23 protein-coding genes, 1 rRNA gene and 1 other RNA gene are annotated in these 22954 nt (G+C 57.3%); 3 read left to right on the top strand and 22 right to left on the bottom strand.

Going from position 1 to position 22954, the window contains the following annotated elements; all coding sequences use genetic code 11:
- Positions 1–10 precede the first annotated feature (10 nt).
- The 9 genes from mraY to rsmI form a co-directional block, all read right to left on the bottom strand.
- Positions 11–1096 (bottom strand): phospho-N-acetylmuramoyl-pentapeptide-transferase, encoded by a 1086-nt coding sequence (mraY, locus tag QPL98_RS16850; protein ID WP_014420633.1) that lies wholly within the window; start codon positions 1094–1096, stop codon positions 11–13.
- The gene (gene murF, locus QPL98_RS16845) at positions 1081–2478 is read right to left on the bottom strand and encodes a UDP-N-acetylmuramoyl-tripeptide--D-alanyl-D-alanine ligase (RefSeq protein ID WP_303293656.1); all 1398 of its coding nucleotides are present in this window, start codon (positions 2476–2478) and stop codon (positions 1081–1083) included. Before murF ends, mraY begins: the two co-directional genes overlap by 16 nt.
- Positions 2475–3959: a UDP-N-acetylmuramoyl-L-alanyl-D-glutamate--2,6-diaminopimelate ligase gene (locus QPL98_RS16840; protein ID WP_153740853.1), complete on the bottom strand. Its 1485-nt coding sequence runs from the start codon at positions 3957–3959 to the stop codon at positions 2475–2477. The genes murF and QPL98_RS16840 overlap by 4 nt, the downstream gene beginning before the upstream one ends.
- Before the next feature lie 3 nt (positions 3960–3962).
- Positions 3963–5705: a penicillin-binding protein 2 gene (locus QPL98_RS16835; RefSeq protein ID WP_199452096.1), complete on the bottom strand. Its 1743-nt coding sequence runs from the start codon at positions 5703–5705 to the stop codon at positions 3963–3965.
- Positions 5706–5735: 30 nt separating this feature from the next.
- Positions 5736–6140: a cell division protein FtsL gene (gene ftsL, locus QPL98_RS16830; protein WP_014420629.1), complete on the bottom strand. Its 405-nt coding sequence runs from the start codon at positions 6138–6140 to the stop codon at positions 5736–5738.
- Between the two features lie 26 nt (positions 6141–6166).
- Positions 6167–7126, bottom strand: coding sequence for a 16S rRNA (cytosine(1402)-N(4))-methyltransferase RsmH (rsmH, locus tag QPL98_RS16825; RefSeq protein ID WP_183580826.1), 960 nt, complete (start codon positions 7124–7126; stop codon positions 6167–6169).
- Entirely contained in the window at positions 7123–7575 is a 453-nt protein-coding gene (gene mraZ / locus QPL98_RS16820; RefSeq protein ID WP_022991988.1) for a division/cell wall cluster transcriptional repressor MraZ, read from the bottom strand. The genes rsmH and mraZ overlap by 4 nt, the downstream gene beginning before the upstream one ends.
- Before the next feature lie 310 nt (positions 7576–7885).
- Positions 7886–8236, bottom strand: an RNA gene (gene rnpB, locus QPL98_RS16815) — RNase P RNA component class A.
- Positions 8237–8274: 38 nt separating this feature from the next.
- On the bottom strand, positions 8275–9138 hold the full coding sequence (rsmI, locus tag QPL98_RS16810; protein ID WP_199452095.1) for a 16S rRNA (cytidine(1402)-2'-O)-methyltransferase: 864 nt from the start codon (positions 9136–9138) through the stop codon (positions 8275–8277).
- 144 nt (positions 9139–9282) lie between these two features.
- Here rsmI and QPL98_RS16805 point away from each other — a divergent pair, with 144 nt between their 5' ends.
- Genes QPL98_RS16805 through QPL98_RS16795 form a run of 3 tightly spaced genes read left to right on the top strand, consistent with a single transcriptional unit; the run spans position 9283 to position 12114 of the window.
- The gene (locus QPL98_RS16805; RefSeq protein ID WP_199452094.1) at positions 9283–11136 is read left to right on the top strand and encodes a penicillin-binding protein activator; all 1854 of its coding nucleotides are present in this window, start codon (positions 9283–9285) and stop codon (positions 11134–11136) included.
- 6 nt (positions 11137–11142) lie between these two features.
- Positions 11143–11514: a YraN family protein gene (locus QPL98_RS16800; RefSeq protein WP_153740848.1), complete on the top strand. Its 372-nt coding sequence runs from the start codon at positions 11143–11145 to the stop codon at positions 11512–11514.
- Between the two features lie 9 nt (positions 11515–11523).
- The gene (locus tag QPL98_RS16795; protein WP_011785924.1) at positions 11524–12114 is read left to right on the top strand and encodes an SIS domain-containing protein; all 591 of its coding nucleotides are present in this window, start codon (positions 11524–11526) and stop codon (positions 12112–12114) included.
- A 29-nt stretch (positions 12115–12143) separates the two neighbouring features.
- Here the strand turns inward: QPL98_RS16795 and QPL98_RS16790 are convergent, their stop codons facing one another.
- The 13 genes from QPL98_RS16790 to rrf form a co-directional block, all read right to left on the bottom strand.
- On the bottom strand, positions 12144–12569 hold the full coding sequence (locus tag QPL98_RS16790) for a ClpXP protease specificity-enhancing factor (protein ID WP_014420624.1): 426 nt from the start codon (positions 12567–12569) through the stop codon (positions 12144–12146).
- A gap of 36 nt (positions 12570–12605) precedes the next feature.
- Positions 12606–13235, bottom strand: coding sequence for a glutathione S-transferase N-terminal domain-containing protein (locus QPL98_RS16785; protein ID WP_153740847.1), 630 nt, complete (start codon positions 13233–13235; stop codon positions 12606–12608).
- 104 nt (positions 13236–13339) lie between these two features.
- Positions 13340–14095: a cytochrome c1 gene (locus QPL98_RS16780; protein WP_153740846.1), complete on the bottom strand. Its 756-nt coding sequence runs from the start codon at positions 14093–14095 to the stop codon at positions 13340–13342.
- Positions 14095–15327, bottom strand: a complete 1233-nt coding sequence (locus QPL98_RS16775) for a cytochrome bc complex cytochrome b subunit (RefSeq protein WP_014420622.1) — start codon at positions 15325–15327, stop codon at positions 14095–14097. The genes QPL98_RS16780 and QPL98_RS16775 overlap by 1 nt, the downstream gene beginning before the upstream one ends.
- Complete coding sequence (petA, locus tag QPL98_RS16770) at positions 15327–15920, bottom strand: ubiquinol-cytochrome c reductase iron-sulfur subunit (protein ID WP_014420621.1); 594 nt, start codon at positions 15918–15920, stop codon at positions 15327–15329. The genes QPL98_RS16775 and petA overlap by 1 nt, the downstream gene beginning before the upstream one ends.
- 238 nt (positions 15921–16158) lie before the next feature.
- Positions 16159–16551, bottom strand: coding sequence for a 30S ribosomal protein S9 (rpsI, locus tag QPL98_RS16765; protein WP_011785930.1), 393 nt, complete (start codon positions 16549–16551; stop codon positions 16159–16161).
- Between the two features lie 12 nt (positions 16552–16563).
- On the bottom strand, positions 16564–16992 hold the full coding sequence (gene rplM, locus QPL98_RS16760) for a 50S ribosomal protein L13 (RefSeq protein ID WP_011785931.1): 429 nt from the start codon (positions 16990–16992) through the stop codon (positions 16564–16566).
- Positions 16993–17194: 202 nt separating this feature from the next.
- Positions 17195–17986 carry a TatD family hydrolase gene (locus tag QPL98_RS16755; RefSeq protein ID WP_153740845.1) on the bottom strand — a complete coding sequence of 264 codons (792 nt, stop codon included), beginning with the start codon at positions 17984–17986 and terminating at the stop codon, positions 17195–17197.
- 23 nt (positions 17987–18009) lie between these two features.
- On the bottom strand, positions 18010–19590 hold the full coding sequence (prfC, locus tag QPL98_RS16750) for a peptide chain release factor 3 (protein ID WP_022991995.1): 1581 nt from the start codon (positions 19588–19590) through the stop codon (positions 18010–18012).
- Positions 19591–19651: 61 nt separating this feature from the next.
- Positions 19652–20134, bottom strand: coding sequence for a ribosomal protein S18-alanine N-acetyltransferase (gene rimI, locus QPL98_RS16745; RefSeq protein ID WP_303293655.1), 483 nt, complete (start codon positions 20132–20134; stop codon positions 19652–19654).
- Positions 20131–20949 carry a hypothetical protein gene (locus QPL98_RS16740; protein ID WP_278350333.1) on the bottom strand — a complete coding sequence of 273 codons (819 nt, stop codon included), beginning with the start codon at positions 20947–20949 and terminating at the stop codon, positions 20131–20133. The genes rimI and QPL98_RS16740 overlap by 4 nt, the downstream gene beginning before the upstream one ends.
- 30 nt (positions 20950–20979) lie before the next feature.
- Complete coding sequence (locus QPL98_RS16735) at positions 20980–22530, bottom strand: 2-isopropylmalate synthase (RefSeq protein WP_303293654.1); 1551 nt, start codon at positions 22528–22530, stop codon at positions 20980–20982.
- 303 nt (positions 22531–22833) lie between these two features.
- Positions 22834–22948 (bottom strand): 5S ribosomal RNA (gene rrf, locus QPL98_RS16730).
- Positions 22949–22954: the final 6 nt, after the last annotated feature.

The raw sequence follows: 22954 nt of genomic DNA, 5'->3' as shown, positions 1-22954 counted from the left end.
TAGCAATTTCCTATCGGATTTTCAGACTGGCCAGGCCAATCAGAACGAGAACAACAGTAATAACCCAGAACCGGACAATGACTCGTGGCTCGGGCCAGCCTTTCAATTCAAAATGATGGTGCAGCGGCGCCATCCGGAAGATCCGCCGACCCGTGAGCCGGAATGAGGCCACCTGCAGAATCACAGAAATGGTTTCCATCACGAACACGCCGCCCATGATGAACAACACAATTTCCTGCCGGACGATGACAGCCACTGTGCCCAGGGCGGCTCCCAGGGCAAGGGCACCGACATCGCCCATGAATACCTGCGCCGGGTAAGTGTTGAACCACAGGAACCCGAGCCCTGCACCCACCAGGGCTCCGCAGAAAATGATCAGCTCACCGGTTCCGGGCAGATGCGGAATCAGCAGGTAATTGGCGAACTGCGCATGGCCCGAGAGGTAAGCAAAGATGGCCAGAGCCCCCGCCACCATGACGGTTGGCATGATAGCCAGACCATCCAGGCCGTCTGTCAGATTTACCGCGTTGCTGCTACCAACAATCACGAAGTAGGTCAGCAGAATGAACAACACCGGCCCGAGGGTCAGCGAGACATTTTTCAGGAACGGCAGATAAAGCGAGGTTTCCTGGGGCAGTGAAGCAGTGACATAGAGCACGATCGCGGCCGTGGCCCCGATCACCGACTGCCAGAAGTATTTCCAGCGTGCCGGCAGGCCCCGGGGATTGCGCTCCACAACCTTACGGTAGTCATCCACCCAGCCAATGGCACCGAACAGCAGGGTAACCAGCAACACCACCCAGACATAACGATTGGTCAGATCCGCCCACAACAGAGTGGAAATGGCGATGGCCACGAGGATCAGGGCGCCGCCCATCGTCGGCGTACCGGCTTTGCTCAGGTGAGTCTGGGGGCCGTCATCACGTACGGCCTGGCCGATCTGATACTGACTCAGCTTGCGAATCATCACCGGACCGATCACCAGCGAGATCAGCAGCGCCGTAAGAATGCCCAGGATCGCCCGCAGTGTCAGGTACTGAAACACCGTCAGCGACGAAAAGTATTGCGATAGTATCTCTGTCAGCCAGAGCAGCATGGGTTCTTCACCTTTTTCTGAATTCCCTCCACCACGCGATCCATGGCGGAACTACGAGAACCTTTCACCAGGACCGTCATAGCACCACTCCGGCCCGCCACAATGGCGTCCACCGCCTGCTCATGACTCGGGAAAAACTCTGTCTCGTCACCAAATCCGGTGCCGTAGCCGTTACCTCCGGCTCCCACCACCATAACCTTCTCAATTCCACGGGCACGGGCATGTTCACCCACCTGCCGGTGCAGCTCGTTCGCCTCATCGCCCAGCTCTGCCATGGCGCCGAGCACCGCCAGCCGGGGCGCCGGGTACGACGCCAGAACGTCCAGCGCCGCTTTCATAGACGCCGGATTGGCGTTGTAACTGTCGTCAATCAGGGTCAGATCCGGGGCCGGCTTGAGCACCTGGAGACGCCCCTTCACGGCTTCTACCTGCATGAGCCCGGACTGAACCTGCTGATCTGTCGCTCCAAGTTCCCTGCAGGCCGCGAGAGCCAGCAGAGCATTGGTAATGTTGTGTTCACCGGGCAACCCCAGCACCAGATGACAGCGCCAGTTGTCTGGCCCCAACACCAGGAATTCAAACCCCTGATCAGTGGCCATGATCGCCTCCGCGCGGTAATCCGCGCCCGGGTGCCCCATCCGGGAAACCCCCAGCACCCGCCGTTGGCCCGCACGGGCATGCCATTGATCGAAGGCAGGATCGTCCCGGTTCAGCACGACGGCTCCATCTGCCGGCACGCCATCAATAATCTCGCCTTTGGCCAGAACAATATTCTGGTAACTGCCAAAACCCTCCAGGTGCGCCTGGCCTGCATTGGTCAGAATCGCAACCTGCGGTCGGGTAATTGACACCGTGTGGGCAATTTCGCCAAGACCACTGGCCCCCAGCTCAATGGCGCCGAACTGGTGATCCGGCGTCAGCCGAAACAGGGTCAGCGGAACACCAATGTGATTATTGAGATTGCCTTCAGTCACCAAGGTCGGCCCCATGCCGGCGAGAATGGCCCCGGTCATTTCACGAACCGTGGTTTTGCCACTGCTGCCGGTAATCGCCACCAGCCGGGCCGCGCTTTCGCTGCGATTGCCGCTGGCCAGATCGGCCAAGGCCTGAACCGTATCGCTAACGACCAGTTGCGGAATGGCAACGTCGGTGACCTCGGTATCCACTACCGCGGCGACGGCGCCCTGTGTCAGGGCCTGGCCAAGGAATTCATGACCATCAAACCGCTCACCGCGCAGAGCAACAAACAGCTGCCCATCTCCAACCAATCGGGTATCGGTGGAGACGCCATCAAACCAGAGTTCACCCGCATCAGTGCGCGCCCCTGCCAGGGTGGCCTGAAGCCACTCGCGAGCTTCCGCCAGCGAAAAGGCGCGCATCATGCCACACCTCCATTCAGGTTCAATAGATGGCGTACCTGCTCGGCGTCGCTGAACGGCAACTTCTGGCCCCGGATCTCCTGATAGGCTTCATGACCTTTACCTGCAATCAGCACCAGATCATCCTCATTGGCCATGCCCACTGCCTCGGCAATTGCCTGAGCGCGGTCGTGAATCACCTGCCAGCGACCAGCCTGAGTGAAACCAGCAGAAATGTCGCTGACAATCCGTTCAGGCTGCTCGGTACGAGGGTTGTCGTCGGTTACGATGACGTAATCCGCCCGCTTTTCCGCTTCTTTCGCCATTTCCGGCCGCTTGCCGGGGTCCCGGTCGCCACCGCAACCGAACACACAGATCAGCCTGCCCCGGATGTGGGGCCGCAATGCTTCAAGCGCATTGGCCAGGGCATCGGGGGTGTGAGCATAGTCCACCACCACATGTTTGCCGGTTGAGCCGGTGAATCGTTCAAGACGCCCAGGGGGCGGTGACAGCTCCCTGACAATGGACACCGCCCGCTCAACGGGTACGCCAAGCGTCAGTACGGTAGCCAGGGCCGCCAGAACATTGCTGGCGTTGAAACTCCCTAACAGGGGGACAGCAAGATCAAACTCACCCCATTGCCCATCGACCCTGGCGCGGAACCCTGAGGCCGTGGGCGTAAATTCCTTCAACCAGAGTTCCGTCTGGGCTTCATGCAGACTGTAACGAACACGGTCACACTGGCCCTCAAGCTGACCGTAAAGCTGCCGGCCAAACGGATCGTCAAAATTGATCACTGAGAAGTGCAGTTCTTCCCGCAGGAACAGCCTGGCCTTGGCCTCACCATAGGCCTCCATGGAACCGTGGTAATCCAGATGATCACGCGTGAGGTTGGTGAACACCGCACCGGTCATGGTCAGGTTATCAACCCGCCCCTGATCCAGAGCGTGCGACGACACTTCCATTACCGCAGCCCGACCACCCTCATTGCGTATGCGGTTCAATACCCGGTTCACCTGGACCACATCCGGCGTGGTATGCGTGGCCGACTCGATACTGCCCGGCATGCCATAACCCAGGGTACCCAGCAGCCCGCAGGGCGTGCCGGTTTCCCGTAACAACTGGGAGATGTATTGGGTCACCGACGTCTTGCCATTGGTGCCGGTAACCCCGATCACTCTCAGATGGCGCGACGGATGCTCGAAGAAGCGATCGGCAATTCGGCCCAGACGGGCGCGCAGACCAACCACGGGCACAATCAATGCGCCGTGGCGCTCATGGCACTGCCGCTCCTGCTCGGACTCAAGCAGAATGGCCGTGGCACCGGCGCTGATGGCCTGATCCATATAGTGCTCTGCGGGCGTTCGGGCCCCGGCCAGCGCAATAAAGGCGTCACCGGACTGCACTTTCCGGCTATCCGTCTTCAGGCCGTGGATAGTGACATCGAAGACCGATGGCACCTCAATAATGCCCTGAAGCAAGGTGCTGATGGATGTGATGCACATGGCTTACCCTCTCCCCCCGGAGGTCACTTGCGAAACGCGTGTTTCACTGACTTCCAGTTCAGGCTTCACATTCAGCAGTCGCAGCGCGTCACCCATCACCCGGGCGAATACCGGCGCGGCAACTTCTCCGCCGTAATATTCTCCGGCCTGCGGCGCATCCACGGCCACAACGGTTACAATTCTGGGGTCATCAATCGGTGCCATACCGGCAAAGATGGCCTTATATTGACTGTCTTCGTACCCGTTCGCCCCCACCAGGTGAACGGTCCCGGTTTTGCCCCCGGCCGCATACAGCCCGGGCCGGGCACGCTTGCCAGTACCACGGGCAACCGCCTGTTTTAGCATGTCTCGCACGGCCCGTGTCACCTGCTCAGACAGTACACGTTGTCCCTGCGGCCTCTGCTCCTGCCTCATCAGGCTGAGAGGGTAACGAATTCCACCATTGGCAATAACCATATACGCCTGTGCCAGTTGCAAGGCGTTAACGCTCATGCCGTAGCCATAAGACAAGGTGGACTCTTCTACCGGCCGCCATTTCGGGGGGGCCGGCAAAACACCAACGGCTTCCCCTGGGAAGCCGATACCGGTTGCCTGGCCGAGGCCCAGGCGGGCATAGAGGTTTCTCAGAGTATCGCCACCCAGATCCGTTGCGATGTTGCTCACCCCGACGTTGCTGGACTTGACAATAATCTCCGTTAGATCCAGCACCCCGTAATTGCGATGATCCCGAATGGTGAAGCGACCAAATCTCCGAAAGCCCGGGGAAGTATCAATGGTGCTGTTAACCGTGTATTCCCCGGACTCCAGAGCAGCCGCTATCGTCAGCGGCTTCATGGTTGAGCCGGGCTCGAACAGATCTGTAATCGCCTTGTTGCGCAGGTTTTCTGCGGCAAGCTGTGACCGGTCATTCGGGTTGTAGGAACCTTGATTGACCATGGCCAGCACCTCACCGGTGTCGACATCCAGCATCACCAGCGTGCCACCGCGAGCCTTGTGAGCACCGACCACCGCCTTGAGCTCCCGATAGGCCAGATACTGCAGCCGGAGATCAATACTCAGTTCCAGGTCTTTCCCGGGCCGGGCATCGCGGATAAGCATCAGATCTTTGATGACGCGCCCACGGTTATCCTTGAGCACCCGCTTCTGGCCCGGCTCACCGGTCAACCATTTGTTATAGGCTAACTCGATACCTTCCTGGCCATGCTCGTCGATATCAGTAAACCCGACCACATGAGCGGTGACTTCTCCCGCGGGGTAATAACGACGATATTCCTGCCGGGCATAGATACCACCGACACCTAGAGCCAACGCTTCACGCGCCATTGAGGGCTGCACTTTGCGTCGCAGGTAGATAAATTCGCGGCCAGCATACTGGCGCAATCGCTCCCGCAGCGCGCCCTCAGACAACCCAAGAATTCGGGCAAGCGCCGCCAGTTGCGGATCTTCGGGATCGGTTTCGGAAGGATTTGCCCACACGGTCTGAACTGGCGTACTGACGGCCAAAGGCTCGCCATGACGATCCGTCACCACGCCTCGATGGGCATCGATAGATTCAACGCGGATAGTTCTGACATCTCCCTGCTTGCGCAGGAAGTCATTATCCACCACATGAAGATCCACCAACCGCCATCCAATGCCGGCCACAACCAGCAGGAAAACGCCCAGCACAGAGCCGAAGCGCCAGGCTTTCAAGCCTGCCACCAGCTTCTGCTTCCAGCTGTTTGCGTGCGTTCCCTGACCGGACACTTCAGTTACCCCGGATGGTTATTGTTGGTTTTAGTTCGCTGCCAGCGGTGACATCAAAGGCACGAGTACAATGTCCTGCCGCCCGGGCACCACCATGTTGAAGCGCTCAGCAGCGAGTTTCTCGACCCGCCCGTGAGCGCTCAAAGCACTCTGTTCCAGCAGCAACTGACTCCACTCACGCTGATAGGCATCGCGCTGCTCCTGCAGACCCGACAACGTATTGAACAGCTCGCGGTTCTCATGGGCACTGACCACCACCCCGATGGACGACAGCGTCAGTACGGCCACCAACACCAGCGTCACCAGAACCCGGCTTTCCCGTGTTGCATCAAACACCTGACGGGACAAACGAACGGCTGTCGCAACACCCTCGCGAACCCGCTGTTTGTTTATCCTGTTGGTTTTTACTGGTTGCTCAATCGCTACCGCGCCCATGGCGTCGCGCTCCCCTGCGTTTTCGATTAATTCGCTTTACGTTCAAGCACTCGCATGACCGCGCTGCGAGCCCTGACGTTTTCAGTAATTTCCTGCTCATTGGCCTTGCTGGCTTTGCCAATCAGCTGGAACCCGGATTCTTCCTGCTCCGCCGTGACCGGTATCCCCTTCGGCAGCTTTGGCCCCCGCGCCAGATCACGCATAAAGCGCTTGACCAGACGATCCTCCAGAGAGTGAAAGCTGATCACCACCAGGCGCCCACCGGGAGCCAGGCGATCAACTGCCGCGGCCAGACCGGCTTCCAGGTCCTCGAGCTCCCGGTTTATAAAAATCCGGATAGCCTGAAAAGCCCGGGTGGCAGGGTGCTTGTGCTTCTCTTTCTTCGGCACGGCCTCCGCAACCAACTCCGCCAGCTGCCGCGTGGTTTCAATCGGCTGCTCCTGACGCCGCTCCACGACAAGACGAGCGATACGGCGAGAAAACCGCTCCTCGCCGTATCGCCAGATCACATCTGCTATTTCCCGCTCATCAGCCTCGGCCAGCCACTGGGCCGCACTCGGCTCCTGCTGCGGGTTCATTCTCATATCCAATGGACCGTCCCGCATGAACGAAAAACCGCGGGAAGCATCATCCAGTTGTGGCGAAGACACCCCAAGATCCATCAACACGCCATCAACCTGTGACCAACCTTGACGTTCAAGCGCAAGATCCAGTTCGGCGAACGAGCCGTGGTACCACTGAAACCGGGAATCCCCAGATGCCAGCTCTCTGGCGACGGCAATAGCCTCCGGATCCTTATCAATGCCCAGGAGCTGACCATCCTGACCGAGCTTGCCGAGAATCAGACGACTATGACCGCCCCGGCCAAACGTGGCGTCGACAAAACGGCCATTTTCATCTGTAACCAAATAGTCGACCGCTGCATCCAGCAGTACCGAGCGATGCTGATAGCCTTCATTGGCCTGATCGTCCTGGCGTGCGCTCATAGCGACAGCGCCTCCATTTCCGGCGGCATTTCCTCGTCGGCTGCGGAGGCATCAAGGTAAGCATTCCAGCTTTCCTCACTCCACAGCTCATACTTCTTGCCAAGCCCGACCAACATCAGCCGTTTTTCAAGATTGGCGTGATTTCTGAGGGTCTGCGGCACCAGAATCCGGCCGGACCCATCCAGCTCCATAAGGGCAGCGTTACCCAGAATGAGGCGCTGCAGGCGCTTGGCCGCCTTGTTCATGTTGGGCAGCGCCTCGATTTTCGGGCGCAGCACTTCCCATTCCGGCTCGGGGTAGAGCAACAAGCATTTCTCCTCATCGGCGTTGGCTGTCAATACAATACGGCCACCGCAAAGCTGCGCGAGCTCTTCACGCACCTTTGTCGGGATCGCCAGGCGACCCTTCGCGTCCATATTGATGGCATGACTGCCAAGAAAATTGCTCATTAACGTCTAGTCCGAGGTTTTCATTTCCACAAAATTCCACCAAAAACCACTTTTTCCCACTCCCGCACACTATAGAAACACGCAAATAACAATGCAAGCGCCGCGACAGGCACCACACACAGGAAAGTTCCTTTAACGACAAGAGGTTACAAAGCAGAAACGGAACGAAGCGTTAAAAAGACGTAAAGAAAAGGATAAAAAACAAATACCTGCAGACACCTTTAGATAGCCAACTTCAGGTTTAAGATTTTTTGGCTATAAAAGGTAACTTGTGAGAAGGATGCGGATCACATCCGAATAATCGGGAAAAGAGGCGAGCTCGCCGATAAGCCGGGTTCTGTCTTGGACAGTCATTCATCTAGGGCCTGCGTCACCACAGGCCTCAAGCAACCTACCCGAATCCAGCGCGGGCCACGCCATTGGATTCCTATTTGGTCTTGCTCCAGGTGGGGTTTACCATCGCCGTGGACTGTTGCCAGCCACGCGGTGCGCTCTTACCGCACCATTTCAACCTTACCGGCGCCCGAAAGCGCTTAGGCGGTATACTTTCTGTTGCACTTTCCGTCGGCTCACGCCGCCCAGGCGTTACCTGGCACCTTGCCCTGCGGAGCCCGGACTTTCCTCCCCCGGATCAACCGGCGGCGACTGTCTGGCGAGCTCGGCGCTGACAATACCCGCGTGCGCGCAGGCATGCAAGGCTTAATCACCCTTTAACTGCAGCGCTCGCTGATACAGTTCATTTTTTCCGATGCCGCTGACTTCCGCGACGATTTTCGCAGCCTTTTTGACCGGCATCTCTGCAACAAGCAGCTTTAACAGCTTATCGGCATCCAGATCGAGCGACGAACCGGTCACGACATCGTTACCCCGGACCATCACCACGAATTCGCCCCGACTGCCATGCGGGTCGGCCTCCAACTCCGCCAATACCTCTTTAACCGTCCCACTGTAGAAAGTTTCAAAGGTTTTGGTCAGCTCCCGACCGAGCACACACTCCCGGCCCTCGCCAAACTCATCAACCAGATCCTGCATCAGGTCCAGAATTCGATGGGGGGATTCGTAGAACACCAGAGTGGCAGTCTGTTCACGCAATTCCACGAGCGCTGAACGTCTACCCGCCCGTTTAGCCGGCAAAAAACCTGCGAAAAGAAAACGATCCGTCGGTAAACCTGCCGCCGACAATGCCGCAACCAGTGCACATGGACCGGGGATAGGGGAAACCGGAAAGCCCGCCTTTCTGGCTTCACGTACCAGGATGTACCCGGGATCGGAGATCAATGGGGTACCGGCATCGGAAATCAGTGCCACTTGCTGCCCTTCAGCAAGGGCAGAGAGGATTCTGCCGACGCGATCCCTCTCATTATGATCGTGTAGCGCCAGCAAAGGCTTGCTCAGGCCCAGGTGCTGTAACAGGCGTGAGCTGTGACGGGTGTCCTCAGCGGCGACCAGATCCGCCGCAGCGAGCACCTGCCGGACACGATCAGAAAGATCGGCCAGATTACCGATGGGCGTGGCAACAATTGAAAGCCGACCACCGACAACGCTTGCTACAGAACTGGACATAATAAACTCCACTGAAGTGAACCGCGGCGCCGCTATTTCCGGCCCATGACTGTCCCGTCATGTGAAATGCGCCGGGAGCTGGTAAACTTGCCAGCTAAAACGCGGCACCACAAGCCCAACGATTCAGAGAGTACCGAGCCCGCCATGACAAATCGCTTCCGTCACAGCCCAATTCTGGCCCTGATCACCCTCGTTCTGTTCTATCTGGGCGGCTGCGCCACCGTCAATCTCGACGAACATATGGCACAAAGCCCGGAACAGGCACTGTCACTGGCCAGCGATGAACGTGATCCGGTGGTTGGCCAACGCTATCTATTGAGGGTGGCCAGCCGATTCCAGGATCAAGGCCGCCACGAAGATGCCCGAGTCATTCTCCAGGCCCCCGTTCTGGAAAATGCTCCGGAGGACATCGCAAGACAACGCTCGCTCCTGTCCATGGCCAGTGCCAGCGAGTTACAGGACAGCCAATGGGCTGAGCAACTCGCCACAGATAGCACCCCTGAAAGCTTTCTTGCCTACCCCGCGGAGTTAATGTCCCGGGCTGCCATGCTCCAGGCCCGGACCTATGAGCTGGCCGGACAACCTTTGGACGGGGCACTGACGTTGATCCTGCTCAGCCAGACCGACTCCAGCACTTCCCCGCAGGAGGTGCACAATCGCATTTGGCAATTGCTCAAGCCCATCAATCGCTCAACCCTGCAATCCGCCTCCGACAACGCCCTCGGATTCGAGGTTCAAGGCTGGCTTGAGCTCGCTCTGCGCCTACGCACCAAAGGGGCCAGCCTGGATGATCAGGGGCGTCTGATCCGGCAATGGCAGAATAACTGGCCGGGACACCCCGCAGCACAGGTACTCCCCATGGATCTCGCCCTGCTGGCTGAACTGGCAGCAAGCCGGCCGGAGAAACTGGCATTGGCGGTTCCACTTCAAGGTGCCCTCGCCAGCGCCGGCAAAGCGATTCGCGACGGTTTCCTGGCCGCCTATTATCAGGATGAAACCACTGACCGCAGCAAAACCGATATTCGGGTCATCGACACCTCCACCGGCTCTTTTTCCGAGCTCTACGAGGAACTCTCCAATAACGACATTGATTTGATTGTTGGCCCGCTGGACAAGGAAGCACTGTCCCAGCTCGCTAACATGAACACGCTGCCGGTTCCGGCACTGGGCCTGAACTACCTTGGCCCGGATGCCCGCATTCCGGACGGCCTTTATCAGTTCGGGCTATCTGCCGAAGATGAGGCACGACAGATCGCCGACAGGCTCGATGCCGAGAACATCGAGCAGGTTCTCGTACTGATTCCCCACGGTGAATGGGGAGACCGGGTTGAAACCGCCCTGCAAACAAGGATGGACCAGCTCGGGTTGCGAGCGCTCGACGTCGAGCGCTTTTTCCCGGAAGACAACCTGCGCTCAGTGACAGCTGACCTGCTGGGCATTACCGCCTCCCGCCAGCGCGCCATTCAGGTGGAGCGAACAATTGGCCTGAATGTGGAATTTGAACCCCGCCGCCGCCAGGATGCCGAGGGCATCGTGCTGGTTGCCGCACCCACGGTTGCCCGCCAGTTCAAGCCACTGTTCGCCTTCTATTATGGCGGCGATCTGCCGGTATACTCACCTTCCATCGTGTACGAGGGTACGCCGAATCCGGGCCGGGACCGAGATATTGACCGGGTTTTCTTTACGGACATCCCCTGGGTATTGGCCGAGACGAATCCCCTGCGGGAAGAATCACGCCAGTATCTGAGTGGCACCACCGGGCAACTGGGGCGCCTTTTCGCCATGGGCGCCGACGCCTGGCAACTGAGCAAGCGCTTGCCACTTCTACGCCAGGTTGAAGATGCCGCCATTGAAGGACAAACCGGCATTCTGACCATGGATCCTGACGGCAGCATTCATCGCGAACAACGCTGGGCACAATTCCAGGGGGGAACACCCAAACTGCTTTCTCCGACCGTACCCCGGGAAGGTGAACCCGCCCCGACTGCAAACAACTGATAACCGATGGCCAGGGAAGGCTCCAGAAAACTCGGACAGCATTACGAAGGTGTCGCCGCGCGGTATCTGGAAAGCAGAGGCATCCGGATTATTGAGCGGAACGTGCACAATCGTGGCGGCGAGATCGACCTTATTGGAATGGATGCCGAAGCACTGGTGTTCTTTGAAGTTCGCTTCCGCGCTGATGGTGCGCTGGTGGACCCGATAAGCTCGGTGTCCGCGGTGAAGCAGCAACGCTTGGTGCGTGCAGCCTCATTCTACCTGCACCGCCACGGACTCTGGGACCGGGTCAGCCGGATCGATGTTATCGGCATCACACCAGGCCAGTCCAGCAAGTACCGTATACAATGGATCAAAAACGCAATTCAGGCAGACTGACCAGAAACCATGACCGACACCGAACAGAGAATCAACCAGTGGTTCGCCAGCCATATGGAGCACACAGCGCAGGCGGCAAGCACCGCTGGTCCCGCCATTGAGCAGGTAGCGCAGGCATTTGTTGACGCCCTGCTCCAGGATGGCAAGATCATTACCTGCGCCAATGGCAACGCCAACGTACTGGCCCAGTATTTCTGCACGGCATTATTGTCCCGCTTTGACCAGGACCGCCCCGCACTACCGGCAATCAACCTTGGGGCGGACGCCACCACTTATTCCGCTATCTGCCGTGACAATCGATTTAACGACACCTTCTCTCGTCAGGTCAGAGCCATTGGCAAGCCCGGCGACCTTCTGTTTGTGATCGTGGATGACGGCCACAAGGCAAACCTGATCCAGGCCATCCAGGCTGCCCACGACCGGGAAATGAGGATTGTGGTGCTGAGCGCCAGGGAAAAATCCGACATCACTTCCCTGATGCACCCTGAAGACCATGAAATCGCACTAAACGATTTGCCGCCAAGCGAGGCCACGCCCTTACTGCTGGTCATCATCAACGCCTTCTGCGACCTGATTGACCACAAGCTTTTCGGAGGCTAATAAAAAAGCCGGCATCGCCGGCTTTTTTATTACTTGACCACTTTCAGGGTTGGCCTGCCATTCGGGCGGTCTTCCGCTCGCCGTGACGACTTGGGCTCACCTCCACCCTCCGGATCGGGAGAGCCAGGCTCACTGCCAAACACCATGCCCTCGCCGTTCTCCTTGGCATAGATGGCCATAACCGCTTGCAACGGTATGAAAACCTGCATCGGCACACCACCGAAACGAGCGCTGAATTCCAGCGCACCATTGCCAATCACCAGTCCGCGCACGGCGCCGGGGCTGATATTGAGCACAATCTGGCCGTTGGCAACGTGCTCAGTAGGCACCTGAACACCCTGAATGCCGGCATCCACCACGATATACGGGGTACAGTCGTTATCGAGGATCCATTCGTTCAACGCACGGACCAGATAGGGACGACTGGATGTCATGGCGATAGTCATGTCAGACACTGCTTAACTCCTGCCCTGAAATACGGGCGCTGACAATCAGCTGCGAATATCTTCTTCCAGATCCGAAAGGCTTGCCTTGAAGCCTTCTCTGGCAAAGATGCTCTCCATGTACTTCTGCAAAGGCTTGGCCTGCTTTTCATTCAGCTCAATGCCCAGAGCCGGCAAACGCCACAGGATCGGCGCAATGCAGCAGTCCACGATGGTGAACTCTTCCGACAGGAAGAACGGCATTTCGGCAAACAGAGGTGCTGTGGCCAGAAGGCTTTCCTTGAGCTCCTTGCGAGCCGCATCGCTGGCCTTGGCACCTGGCTGCGCCAGAATCTGATCAACCAGTCCGCACCAGTCTTTCTGAATCCGGTGAATCATCAGGCGGCTGTTAGCCCGGGCAACGGGGTATACCGGCAGCAGCGGCGGATGAGGAAAACGCTCATCCAGATACTCCATCATGATATTGGGCTCGTACAGAACCAGGTCCCGGTCTACCAGGGTTGGCAGGGCGTTGTACGGATTCAGATCCGCCAGTTCCGCCGGCGGGTTATCCGGATCCACATCCACGATATCAACAGTGACACCTTTCTCAGCCAGGACAATACGCACCCGATGACTGTAGTGGCTTGCGGGATCCGAGAAAAAAGTCATTGATGACCGCTTGGTCACAACGCCCATATAGCTACCTCACGATTCTAAAAATCGAAACAATGCAAAACGCAAAAATCCAGCGAGCCTTAAAGACTCGCTGGAATCAAGGACACGGGATTATACCCTAAATCTTAGTGTACGTCTTTCCAGTACTCGCGGTTGAGCAGGTACGCGAAGACAAAGAAGATCGCCACAAAGATCAGCACGAAGATACCGAGACGCTCGCGCTCCACCTTGACCGGGTCGCCCATGTAGGACATGAAGTTGGTCAGATCCCACATGGCCCGATCAAACTCCGCACCGGACATCGAGCCTTCCGTTGCGTAATCCGGGCAAGCGTCTGCGTTATTGACGTTACCACTCAACGGCTCAACAGACGCCCCGACACCAATGTTCGGCTTCACGGCGCACAGACCCTGCATCTCGACCAGAATGTGAGGCATACCAACGTTATCGAACACCACGTTGTTTACGCCCAGTGGCCGGGAATCGTCCTTGTAGAAGCCCCGCAGGTATGAATATACCCAGGACTCACCACGCAGACGGGTTTCCAGCGTAAGATCGGGTGGCGGCGCACCGAACCAGCCGGCCGCCATATCCTTGTTCATGGAGTTCTTCATGAGCTCACCGATCTTGGCACCAGTAAAGATCAGGTTTTCCTCGTAAAGCTCGACAGGGATCTCCAGATCATCCGAAACACGCTTGTAGCGAGCATACTCCATGGAGTGACACCCCATGCAGTAGTTGGTAAACAAGGCAGCACCGCGCTGCAGCGACGCCTTGTCCGTATGATCCGGCTCCATATGATCAAGAGGAACCGCGGCACCAGCCGCCAGGCCAAGCGCTGGCAGGAGTGCGATGAAAAGACCAACAATCAGCTTTTTCATTATCCTGTCACCCTCTCTGGAACTGGCTTGGTGTTCTCCATGCGCGTGTAGAACGGCATCAGAATGAAGTAGAGGAAGTACAACACTGTCAGAATCTGAGCGACAGTCGTGCGACCTTCTGTTGCGGGAACCAGTCCAAGGTAGCCAAGGATTACGAAGCTCACCGCAAAGATTGCCAGGGCAATCTTGCTCAACCAGCCCTTGTAGCGGATTGAGCGGACAGGACTTCTGTCAAGCCACGGCAACACGAACAGAATCGCAATCGCACCACCCATGACCACAACACCCCAGAACTTCGCCGGCAGCCCCATAAAGTCTACCGTCACCGCCCGCAACATCGCGTAAAACGGCGTGAAGTACCAGACAGGCGCAATGTGCGCTGGTGTCTTCAGGGCGTTGGCCGGTTCAAAGTTCGGCTTTTCCAGGAACAGACCGCCCATCTCCGGGAAGAAGAAGACAACGATGAAGAAGATGAAGAAAAACACACCCACGCCCAGCAGATCGTGAACGGTGTAATACGGGTGGAACGGAATACCGTCTTTCGGAATACCGTTTTCATCCTTGTTCTTCTTGATGTCGATGCCGTCGGGGTTGTTAGAACCCACTTCGTGCAGCGCCAGGATGTGAAGAACAACCAGACCCAGCAGAACGATTGGCAGAGCAACCACGTGCAGGGCAAAGAAACGGTTCAGCGTGATACCGGAGATCAGATAGTCACCGCGAATCCACAGAGACAGATCTTCACCGATGACCGGAATCGCACCAAACAGGTTAACGATTACCTGGGCACCCCAGTATGACATCTGGCCCCAGGGCAGCAGGTAGCCCATGAAGGCTTCTGCCATCAGCACCAGGTAGATCAGCATACCGAAAATCCAGATCAATTCCCGCGGCTTCTGGTAGGAACCGTACATGAGACCACGGAACATGTGCAGATACACCACAACGAAGAACGCAGATGCGCCGGTCGAGTGCAGGTATCGCAGCAGCCAACCCCACTCCACATCACGCATGATGTATTCCACCGAGGCAAACGCCCCCTCGGCAGACGGGTTGTAGCTCATAGTCAGCCAGATACCGGTCACTAGCTGGTTGACCAGCACCAGCATTGCCAGTGAACCGAAGAAATACCAGACGTTAAAGTTCTTCGGCGCGTAATACTTGGCCAGGTGCTTGTTCCAGGCCTCAACGATTGGCAGACGCTCGTCTACCCAGTTAATCAGCTTTTGCATCACGCGGCCTCCGGATCAAGACCAATGGTCATGGTCACATCATCGTCAAACCGGTACGGCGGAACCTCAAGGTTCAGCGGCGCGGGTTGAGCCTCATAAACCCGACCGGCCATGTCATAGCGGGAACCGTGACACGGGCAGAACAACCCACCAAGCCAGTTTTCACCCAGATCAGCCGGCGCAACCTCTGGCCGGTAGGAGGGCACGCAGCCCAGATGGGTACAGAGCCCCACATAGACACCGAACTCTGGCTTGATCGCGCGCAAGGGCCCCTGGATATACGAAGGCTGCTGAGGCGCCTCCGACATCGGGTCCTTCACTGCGTCATTGAGCTTCTCGATATTCGCCAGCATTTCTTCCGTTCTGCGGATAATCCAAACAGGCTTACCTCGCCACTCAACGGTGATTTGCTGACCCGGTTCGATTTTGCTGATATTGACGGTTACCGGTGCACCGGCCGCTTCCGCTTTCGCACTGGGGTTCCAGGACGCTACGAAAGGAACGGCTGCACCGACGACGCCGACACCACCTACCACGGACGTAGCACCGATCAGAAACCGGCGCCGGCCTTGGCTCACGTCGCCATTACTCATTATGGTTTTCTCCCATCAGGCGAGGCACAGACGCGGAAAAACCGGCACTGCGCTTCGAAAAGGACTTCACAACCCAAAAATATAAACGCTGAAATGGTAATGAAATTACCCCCCGCTTACAAGCCGGAAAGGTCGGCAGGCGAGCCTATCCCTGCGCCAGATCAAAAATATTTCCGGAGTACAGATATAAAAAAACCCGGCCACAAGACCGGGTTTTTCCAAATCGACTGAACGTCGATTAACGCTTGGAGTACTGCGGACGCTTACGCGCTTTGCGCAGACCCACTTTCTTACGCTCAACCTTACGGGCATCACGGGTTACGTAACCCGCTTTGCGCAGTGCCGGACGCAGAGTTTCGTCGTAGTCCATCAGAGCGCGAGTCAGGCCGTGGCGAATGGCGCCAGCCTGGCCACTGATGCCGCCACCCTTTACGGTAATGGCGATATCGAAACGATCTTCGGATTCGGCAACCACCAGCGGCTGACGAACAATCATGCGCAGGGTTTCACGACCGAAGAAATCTTCGATAGTGCGACCGTTGATGGAGATGTTACCGCTACCCGGCTTGATAAAGACGCGAGCCGTGGATGATTTGCGGCGACCAGTACCGTAATTTTGTGCTACAGACATATTCGCCTTCCGTTAGATGTCGAGTTCTTTGGGCTGCTGGGCGGCATGAGCATGCTCAGCGCCTGCGTACACTTTCAGCTTCTTGAACATGGCGCGGCCAAGCGGGCCCTTCGGAAGCATGCCTTTTACGGCCTTCTGAATGACTTGCTCGGGAGCCTTGTCAACCAGCTTCTCGAAATTGATGGATTTGATTCCACCCGGAAAGCCGGTATGGCTGTAATACATTTTAGCCGATGCCTTTTTGCCGGTAACCTTCACCTGGCTGGCATTGATAACAATGATGTAGTCACCAGTGTCCACGTGAGGGGTATACTCAGGCTTATGCTTGCCCCGCAGACGAAGGGCGATTTCGGTTGACAGACGACCCAGCGTCTTGCCGGCTGCGTCTACAACGTACCAGTCACGTTTTACTGTTTCTGGTTTCGCACTCAGAGTCTTCATTGATTCCGCCTTGAACGCTATATAAGAAACGTTAAAAACCACCACCGGTACATGCAAGGCATCCGGAGGAGGTTCATACCTGTATGTTGCGCTGCCATCATTCGGGGCTGAGATAATGACATCGCCTTGAAAAGCCAGGGCGCGAAGTATACTCGAACCCCTGGTGAATGCCAACCCCGACCTATGCTGTTTCGTTAATCCCCTATGGGCGTGGAACCAGAGTTAGCGGATCTTTCCGGTAGAGCTTCGCGGTATTGGCCAACAGTATTTCAGCCAGCGACTCCCGGGGCTCACTCCGCAGTTCCGCCAGGGCCTCGAAAATCTCCGGCAAGTGGACAGGTGAGTTCTGCCCTTTCGCCACTCCGGCCGGCGCCATATCCGGCGCATCGGTTTCCAGGACCAGCGCATCCGCCGGTAACCGGGCAATGGTATCCCGGGTTTTCCGGGCCCGATCGTGGGTAATCACGCCGCCCACGCCAATGTAACAACCCAGATCAACCAGCTTTTGCGCCTGCTGATAACTGCCCGAGAAGCCGTGAAGCAATGCCCGCCCGTTCCATCCGGCGCGTTTCAGACTACTGTGCACCAGATCATGGCTCTTGACGGAGTGAATCACCAGCGCCAGACCGAGCCGCTGGGCAATATCAATCTGGGCCTCGAACCAGGGTTCCTGCTCAGACAGATCGCCTTTGAGGGCGTCCAGACCACACTCTCCAAGGCCAACACTGGCTTGGGGCGCGGAAGACAGCAACCTTTCAAGCTCGGCGAGATCGCCAGCGCCGTGCTCCTGAATAAACCAGGGGTGAATACCCAGACAGTACCAGAGACCCTTCTCTGCATCTGCCATGCTCGCCACACGCTGCCAGTCCTGCCGCCGGACCCCCGGAATCACGATCGCGCGAACTCCAAGGCTGGCCGCCTGTGCCAACACCGCCTCCCGATGCCCGTCAAAAAACGGGAAATCAAAATGGCAATGAGCATCTACCAACTGCATGGCGGCCTCCTCCCGGAGCCGAATCAGTGCTCCCGGGTCTTGTGGAACTGGATATCCGGATAACGCTCCTGAGCAAGATTCAGGTTCACCATGGTCGGCGCGATGTACGCAAGGCGATCTGCGCCATCCAGTGCGACGTTGTCCTGATTCTTACGCTGGAATTCGTCCAGTTTACGCTCATCGGAACAGGTTACCCAACGGGCAGTTGCCACGTTGATGGGCTCGTAAACCGCTTCCACCTTGTATTCACTTTTCAGGCGGGCGACAACTACATCAAACTGCAGCACACCCACCGCCCCGACGATCAGATCGTTGTTCTTCAGCGGACGGAAGACCTGAACTGCACCCTCCTCGGAAAGCTGGATCAGGCCCTTCTGTAATTGCTTGGCTTTCAGCGGATCTTTCAATCGAATGCGCCGGAACAGCTCTGGGGCGAAGTTCGGGATACCGGTAAACTTCATGTCCTCGCCCGCGGTAAAGGTATCACCCAACTGAATGGTGCCGTGGTTATGCAGGCCAATGATGTCACCGGCAAACGCTTCTTCCGCATGTTCACGGTCACCAGCCATGAAGGTGAGCGCATCAGAGAACCGAACATCTTTACCGATACGGACGTGCCGAGCTTTCATGCCTTGATTGTAACTACCTGACACGATCCTCAGGAAAGCGATACGGTCCCGGTGCTGTGGATCCATGTTTGCCTGAATCTTGAAGACAAAGCCGGAAAAGCCATCCTCGGTCGGGGTCACCTGGCGCACATCCGTGGCCCGGGGCTGAGGGGCCGGCGCCCAATCCACCAGACCATCAAGCATGTGATCAACACCGAAGTTGCCAAGCGCTGTTCCGAAAAACACCGGGGTCAGCTCACCAGCCAGGAAAGCCTCCTGGTCAAATTCATGGGAAGCCCCTTTGACCAGCTCAATCTCATCACGAAGGTCGGAAGCGTAATTGCCGATGGCCTCATCCAGCTCCGGGTTGTCCAGACCTTTGACAACACGTTTTTCCTGAATGGTATGCCCCTGGCCTGACTGATAAAGAATCACTTCGTCCCGCAGCAGGTGATAAACCCCCTTGAACCCCTTGCCCATACCAATGGGCCAGGTAATCGGCGCACAGGCAATCTTCAGTACGTCTTCCACTTCGTCCATCAACTCGATGGGGTCCCTGGTATCCCGGTCCAGCTTGTTCATAAAGGTAAGGATCGGGGTGTCACGCAGGCGGGTCACCTCCATCAGCTTGATGGTGCGCTCCTCAACCCCTTTGGCACTGTCAATCACCATCAGGCAGGAATCGACGGCGGTCAGTGTCCGGTAGGTATCCTCGGAGAAATCTTCGTGACCCGGTGTATCCAGCAGGTTGACCAGCTTTCCACCATAGGGAAACTGCATCACCGACGTGGTGACGGAAATACCCCGTTCTTTTTCCATCTCCATCCAGTCTGACTTGGCGTGCTGTCCGGATTTTTTGCCCTTGACGGTTCCCGCCTTCTGCAGGGCCTGGCCGAACAACAGCACCTTCTCTGTGATGGTGGTCTTACCGGCATCCGGGTGCGAGATGATCGCAAAGGTGCGGCGCTTGGCCACTTCCTGGGAAAGGTTAGGCATAAACTCTGGTGACCTGAATCGAGATGGATGAAAGCCGAGCATTATACGGCCTATACCGTCCTCAGGTGAACCGCAGCGCCATGACCAGGGCATCTTCCCGTGCAGCGCCATCGGGATAATAGCCGGCCCTTCTGCCGATTTCAGAGAAACCCTCACTCAGATAGAGCTGGGTGGCGGCATCATTGCTAACCCGCACTTCCAGAATCAGTTGTTCCATACCATCCGCCACCGCAACGGCAATCAGATGCCGTAGCAGCCAGCGCCCGACACCCTGACCACGCACACGGGGACTGACGCAGATATTCAGCAGATGGGCTTCGTCGACCATATAGGCCACAACCGCATAGCCAATCAGCTCATCGCCACGCTCAGCGGCCCAGAGCCTGTAATTCGGCTTAAAACAGTCAAGAAAAGTCGATTTCGGCCACGGATGGGAGTGTCCCTGACACTCCAGCTCCATGACCGCCGCCAGGTCTGCCTCGACCAGAGGGCGTACCCGGACATCCTGGTTGTGCACGTCGAAAAAAGGCTGTGATGCTTTCATCGGCCAGGTACGAGAACCCGAATCGATTGCCAGAGCAGCCGCTTCTGGGAGGGGTCTGATGCCAGTGATGCGAGCGTGCCGGAAAACGCAATCTCCGGCACCCGCCCCAGGCCACGCTCGATCAACCGTGCCTGAGTTTCGTCGCCAAGCCCCAGCGTTATTAGCGTTTCTGTCGGGGCGTCGCCAGCAAAAGCAGAGGCTATGACTGAGACAAGATCGCTTTCACTGTTGAGCGTCACTTTCAGGTTATTGAACAAGGGCCAGCGCACTACACTGCATTGAGACACCCCGGTCTCTCCAATGCTTCGCAATATGTTACGAGCCAGATTTTCCTGCAAGGCAAAACTGGCGTCCTCGGCAATATGGCACAAGAGCATGAACCGGGAGCCTTTCCAGGCAGTCAGACACACCCGGTGCACTGGCTCCCGCTGCTGCACTTCTACTGGCTCCGAGGCCGGCAGGGAAGCCTCTGGCTCCATGTCTGGAGTTTCAGACCGAGGCTCGGTGGCCGGTGGAGCTTTCACTGGGTCCGCGGCCTGTTGCCCAGCGCTGTCCGCCTTCTGCACGGATTCAGGCTTGTTGCCCATCAGGCTCTGGAGCTGAGCAATGCGCTGCCGCCCCTGGTCCCCTGACAGCGGCTCAGATTTGCGCCCAATCTGAGGCACCTCCGACGCGGGCTGGAATTGCGGCTCGTCATCCACTCCGAAATCAAAGTCGGGGCTTGGCGCCGCGCCAGGCAAACTCTCGCGGGCATACCACATCCGAATGCCTGCCGCCGCCAGATAGAACTGCCGCTCCGCCTCATTCCCTATCACGAATCCCTCCATGGCAATCCTTCGGGCGCTTTAAACATCAGCCACCTGGGGATGTTGGCGAATACCGCCACTGGAAATCAGGTTCAGAGCCTCAATGTAGGCCTTCGCCGACGCAATAATGATGTCGGTATCTGATCCAACGCCGTTCACAATACGGCCGCCCCGCTCAAGACGAACGGTGACTTCCCCCTGAGCATCAGTGCCGCTGGTAATATTGTTGACCGAATACAGCTGCAGGTTACACCCGGAATCCACCAGAGATTCAATGGCCTTGAAAGTTGCGTCTACAGGACCGCTGCCCTCAGCCTCTACCGTGTGTTCCTTACCGTCCACGGTCATGGTCAGATGCGCCTTGGGCACAACGCCGGTTTCAGAACAGACCTGCATGCAGACCAGACCGAAGCGGCCTTCTTCTTCCTTTTGCTTGGTATCGCTGGCAATCGCCTGCAGATCCTCATCAAAGATCTCATGTTTGAGGTCGGCCAGCGCCTTGAAGCGCGTGAAAGCCTCATTCAGCTCCCCTTCGGTTTCAAACTGGATACCGAGCTCCAGCAGTCTCGTACGGAAGGCATTGCGGCCGGAATGCTTACCTAAAACCAGGCTATTGGTATGCCAGCCTACGTCCTGTGCCCGCATGATCTCGTAGGTTTCGCGATGTTTGAGCACGCCATCCTGATGGATGCCGGACTCATGGGCAAAAGCATTGGCACCGACGATCGCCTTGTTGGGTTGAACAGGAAACCCGGTAATGGTGGACACCAGACGTGATGCCGGGACGATATGCTGGGTGTCTATGCGGGTATCAATATTGAAGAGATCCTGGCGGGTACGAACCGCCATGACTATTTCTTCCAGCGCTGCGTTACCTGCCCGTTCGCCCAGACCGTTGATAGTACATTCGACCTGACGGGCACCTTGGGTAACCGCAGCCAGCGAGTTGGCTACCGCAAGCCCCAGGTCGTTATGGCAATGGACTGAAAAAACAGCCTTGTCGGCATTCGGAATACGGTTCAGTAACTGACGGATGGTCTCACCAAACTGTTCAGGAATGGCATAGCCCACGGTATCAGGGATGTTGATGGTACGGGCGCCGGCATCGATAGCGGCTTCAATGATGCGACAAAGAAAATCCAGCTCTGACCGCCCGGCGTCTTCACAGGAGAACTCGACGTCATCAACGTGGCTACGCGCCCGCTTGACAGCGCGCACGGCTTGCTCGACCACCTCATCTGGCTCCATCTGAAGTTTATGCTTCATATGGATGGGCGAGGTGGCAATAAAGGTATGGATACGGGAGCGTTCGGCAGGGCGGATCGCTTCAGCAGCCCTGTCGATATCCTTGTCCAACGCACGAGCCAGACTGCAGACAGTGGATTCTTTGATGTTCTCGGCAATGGCCTTGACTGCATCAAAGTCGCCCTGGCTGGCAATGGCAAACCCCGCCTCGATAACGTCTACGCGAAGCTTCTCGAGCGCCTTGGCAATGCGGAGTTTTTCCGCCTTGTTCATGGTGGCGCCCGGACTTTGCTCGCCGTCGCGCAGAGTGGTATCGAAAATGACCAGGTGTTCACTAGCGGCCATTGCTGGGCTCCCATTAGAAACGTTGCTTTGATTTTCGGTGAAGTATATCACTTCTCCGGAACCAGAAATAAAAAACCCCCGGCAGCGAAGCTGTCGGGGGTTTTAGGCATTAGGCGCCTGACGATGACCTACATTGCTCGCGCTGGCGCGCTCGGCCCTTTGGGCCCGCCGTCGCTGCGCTCCCGCGTCCTGCGCTTGCCGTTGGCAAGCTGGTCACATGGAGCCTGGGTAGTGCACAGCAGGGCCTCGATCCAAAATAAAAAAGCCCCAGCATCAAGGATGCTGGGGCTTGTTTATTTAGGAGCCTGACGATGACCTACTCTCACATGGGCAACGCCACACTACCATCGGCGCAGGTCTGTTTCACTTCTGAGTTCGGGATGGGATCAGGTGGTTCCAGACCGCTATGGTCGTCAGGCAAAAC

Source organism: Marinobacter sp. ST-43, from assembly GCF_030541085.1.
Lineage (GTDB): Bacteria > Pseudomonadota > Gammaproteobacteria > Pseudomonadales > Oleiphilaceae > Marinobacter > Marinobacter nauticus.
Note: the sequence above shows the minus strand (reverse complement) of the source record. Positions and strands in the feature narration are given on the sequence as shown.

Coding starts and splice junctions, on each gene's coding strand:
- rplM (WP_011785931.1), bottom strand. CDS start 16,992: ATGAAGACTCTGAGTGCGAAACCAGAAACAGTAAAACGTGACTGGTAC.
- rsmI (WP_199452095.1), bottom strand. CDS start 9,138: ATGTCCAGTTCTGTAGCAAGCGTTGTCGGTGGTCGGCTTTCAATTGTT.
- QPL98_RS16775 (WP_014420622.1), bottom strand. CDS start 15,327: ATGCAAAAGCTGATTAACTGGGTAGACGAGCGTCTGCCAATCGTTGAG.
- prfC (WP_022991995.1), bottom strand. CDS start 19,590: ATGCCTAACCTTTCCCAGGAAGTGGCCAAGCGCCGCACCTTTGCGATC.
- rpsI (WP_011785930.1), bottom strand. CDS start 16,551: ATGTCTGTAGCACAAAATTACGGTACTGGTCGCCGCAAATCATCCACG.
- QPL98_RS16840 (WP_153740853.1), bottom strand. CDS start 3,959: ATGTGCATCACATCCATCAGCACCTTGCTTCAGGGCATTATTGAGGTG.
- QPL98_RS16780 (WP_153740846.1), bottom strand. CDS start 14,095: ATGAAAAAGCTGATTGTTGGTCTTTTCATCGCACTCCTGCCAGCGCTT.
- rsmH (WP_183580826.1), bottom strand. CDS start 7,126: ATGAGCGCACGCCAGGACGATCAGGCCAATGAAGGCTATCAGCATCGC.
- petA (WP_014420621.1), bottom strand. CDS start 15,920: ATGAGTAATGGCGACGTGAGCCAAGGCCGGCGCCGGTTTCTGATCGGT.
- murF (WP_303293656.1), bottom strand. CDS start 2,478: ATGATGCGCGCCTTTTCGCTGGCGGAAGCTCGCGAGTGGCTTCAGGCC.
- QPL98_RS16800 (WP_153740848.1), top strand. CDS start 11,143: ATGGCCAGGGAAGGCTCCAGAAAACTCGGACAGCATTACGAAGGTGTC.
- rimI (WP_303293655.1), bottom strand. CDS start 20,134: ATGAAAGCATCACAGCCTTTTTTCGACGTGCACAACCAGGATGTCCGG.
- ftsL (WP_014420629.1), bottom strand. CDS start 6,140: ATGGGCGCGGTAGCGATTGAGCAACCAGTAAAAACCAACAGGATAAAC.
- mraY (WP_014420633.1), bottom strand. CDS start 1,096: ATGCTGCTCTGGCTGACAGAGATACTATCGCAATACTTTTCGTCGCTG.
- QPL98_RS16805 (WP_199452094.1), top strand. CDS start 9,283: ATGACAAATCGCTTCCGTCACAGCCCAATTCTGGCCCTGATCACCCTC.
- QPL98_RS16795 (WP_011785924.1), top strand. CDS start 11,524: ATGACCGACACCGAACAGAGAATCAACCAGTGGTTCGCCAGCCATATG.
- QPL98_RS16735 (WP_303293654.1), bottom strand. CDS start 22,530: ATGGCCGCTAGTGAACACCTGGTCATTTTCGATACCACTCTGCGCGAC.
- mraZ (WP_022991988.1), bottom strand. CDS start 7,575: ATGAGCAATTTTCTTGGCAGTCATGCCATCAATATGGACGCGAAGGGT.
- QPL98_RS16755 (WP_153740845.1), bottom strand. CDS start 17,986: ATGCAGTTGGTAGATGCTCATTGCCATTTTGATTTCCCGTTTTTTGAC.
- QPL98_RS16785 (WP_153740847.1), bottom strand. CDS start 13,235: ATGGGCGTTGTGACCAAGCGGTCATCAATGACTTTTTTCTCGGATCCC.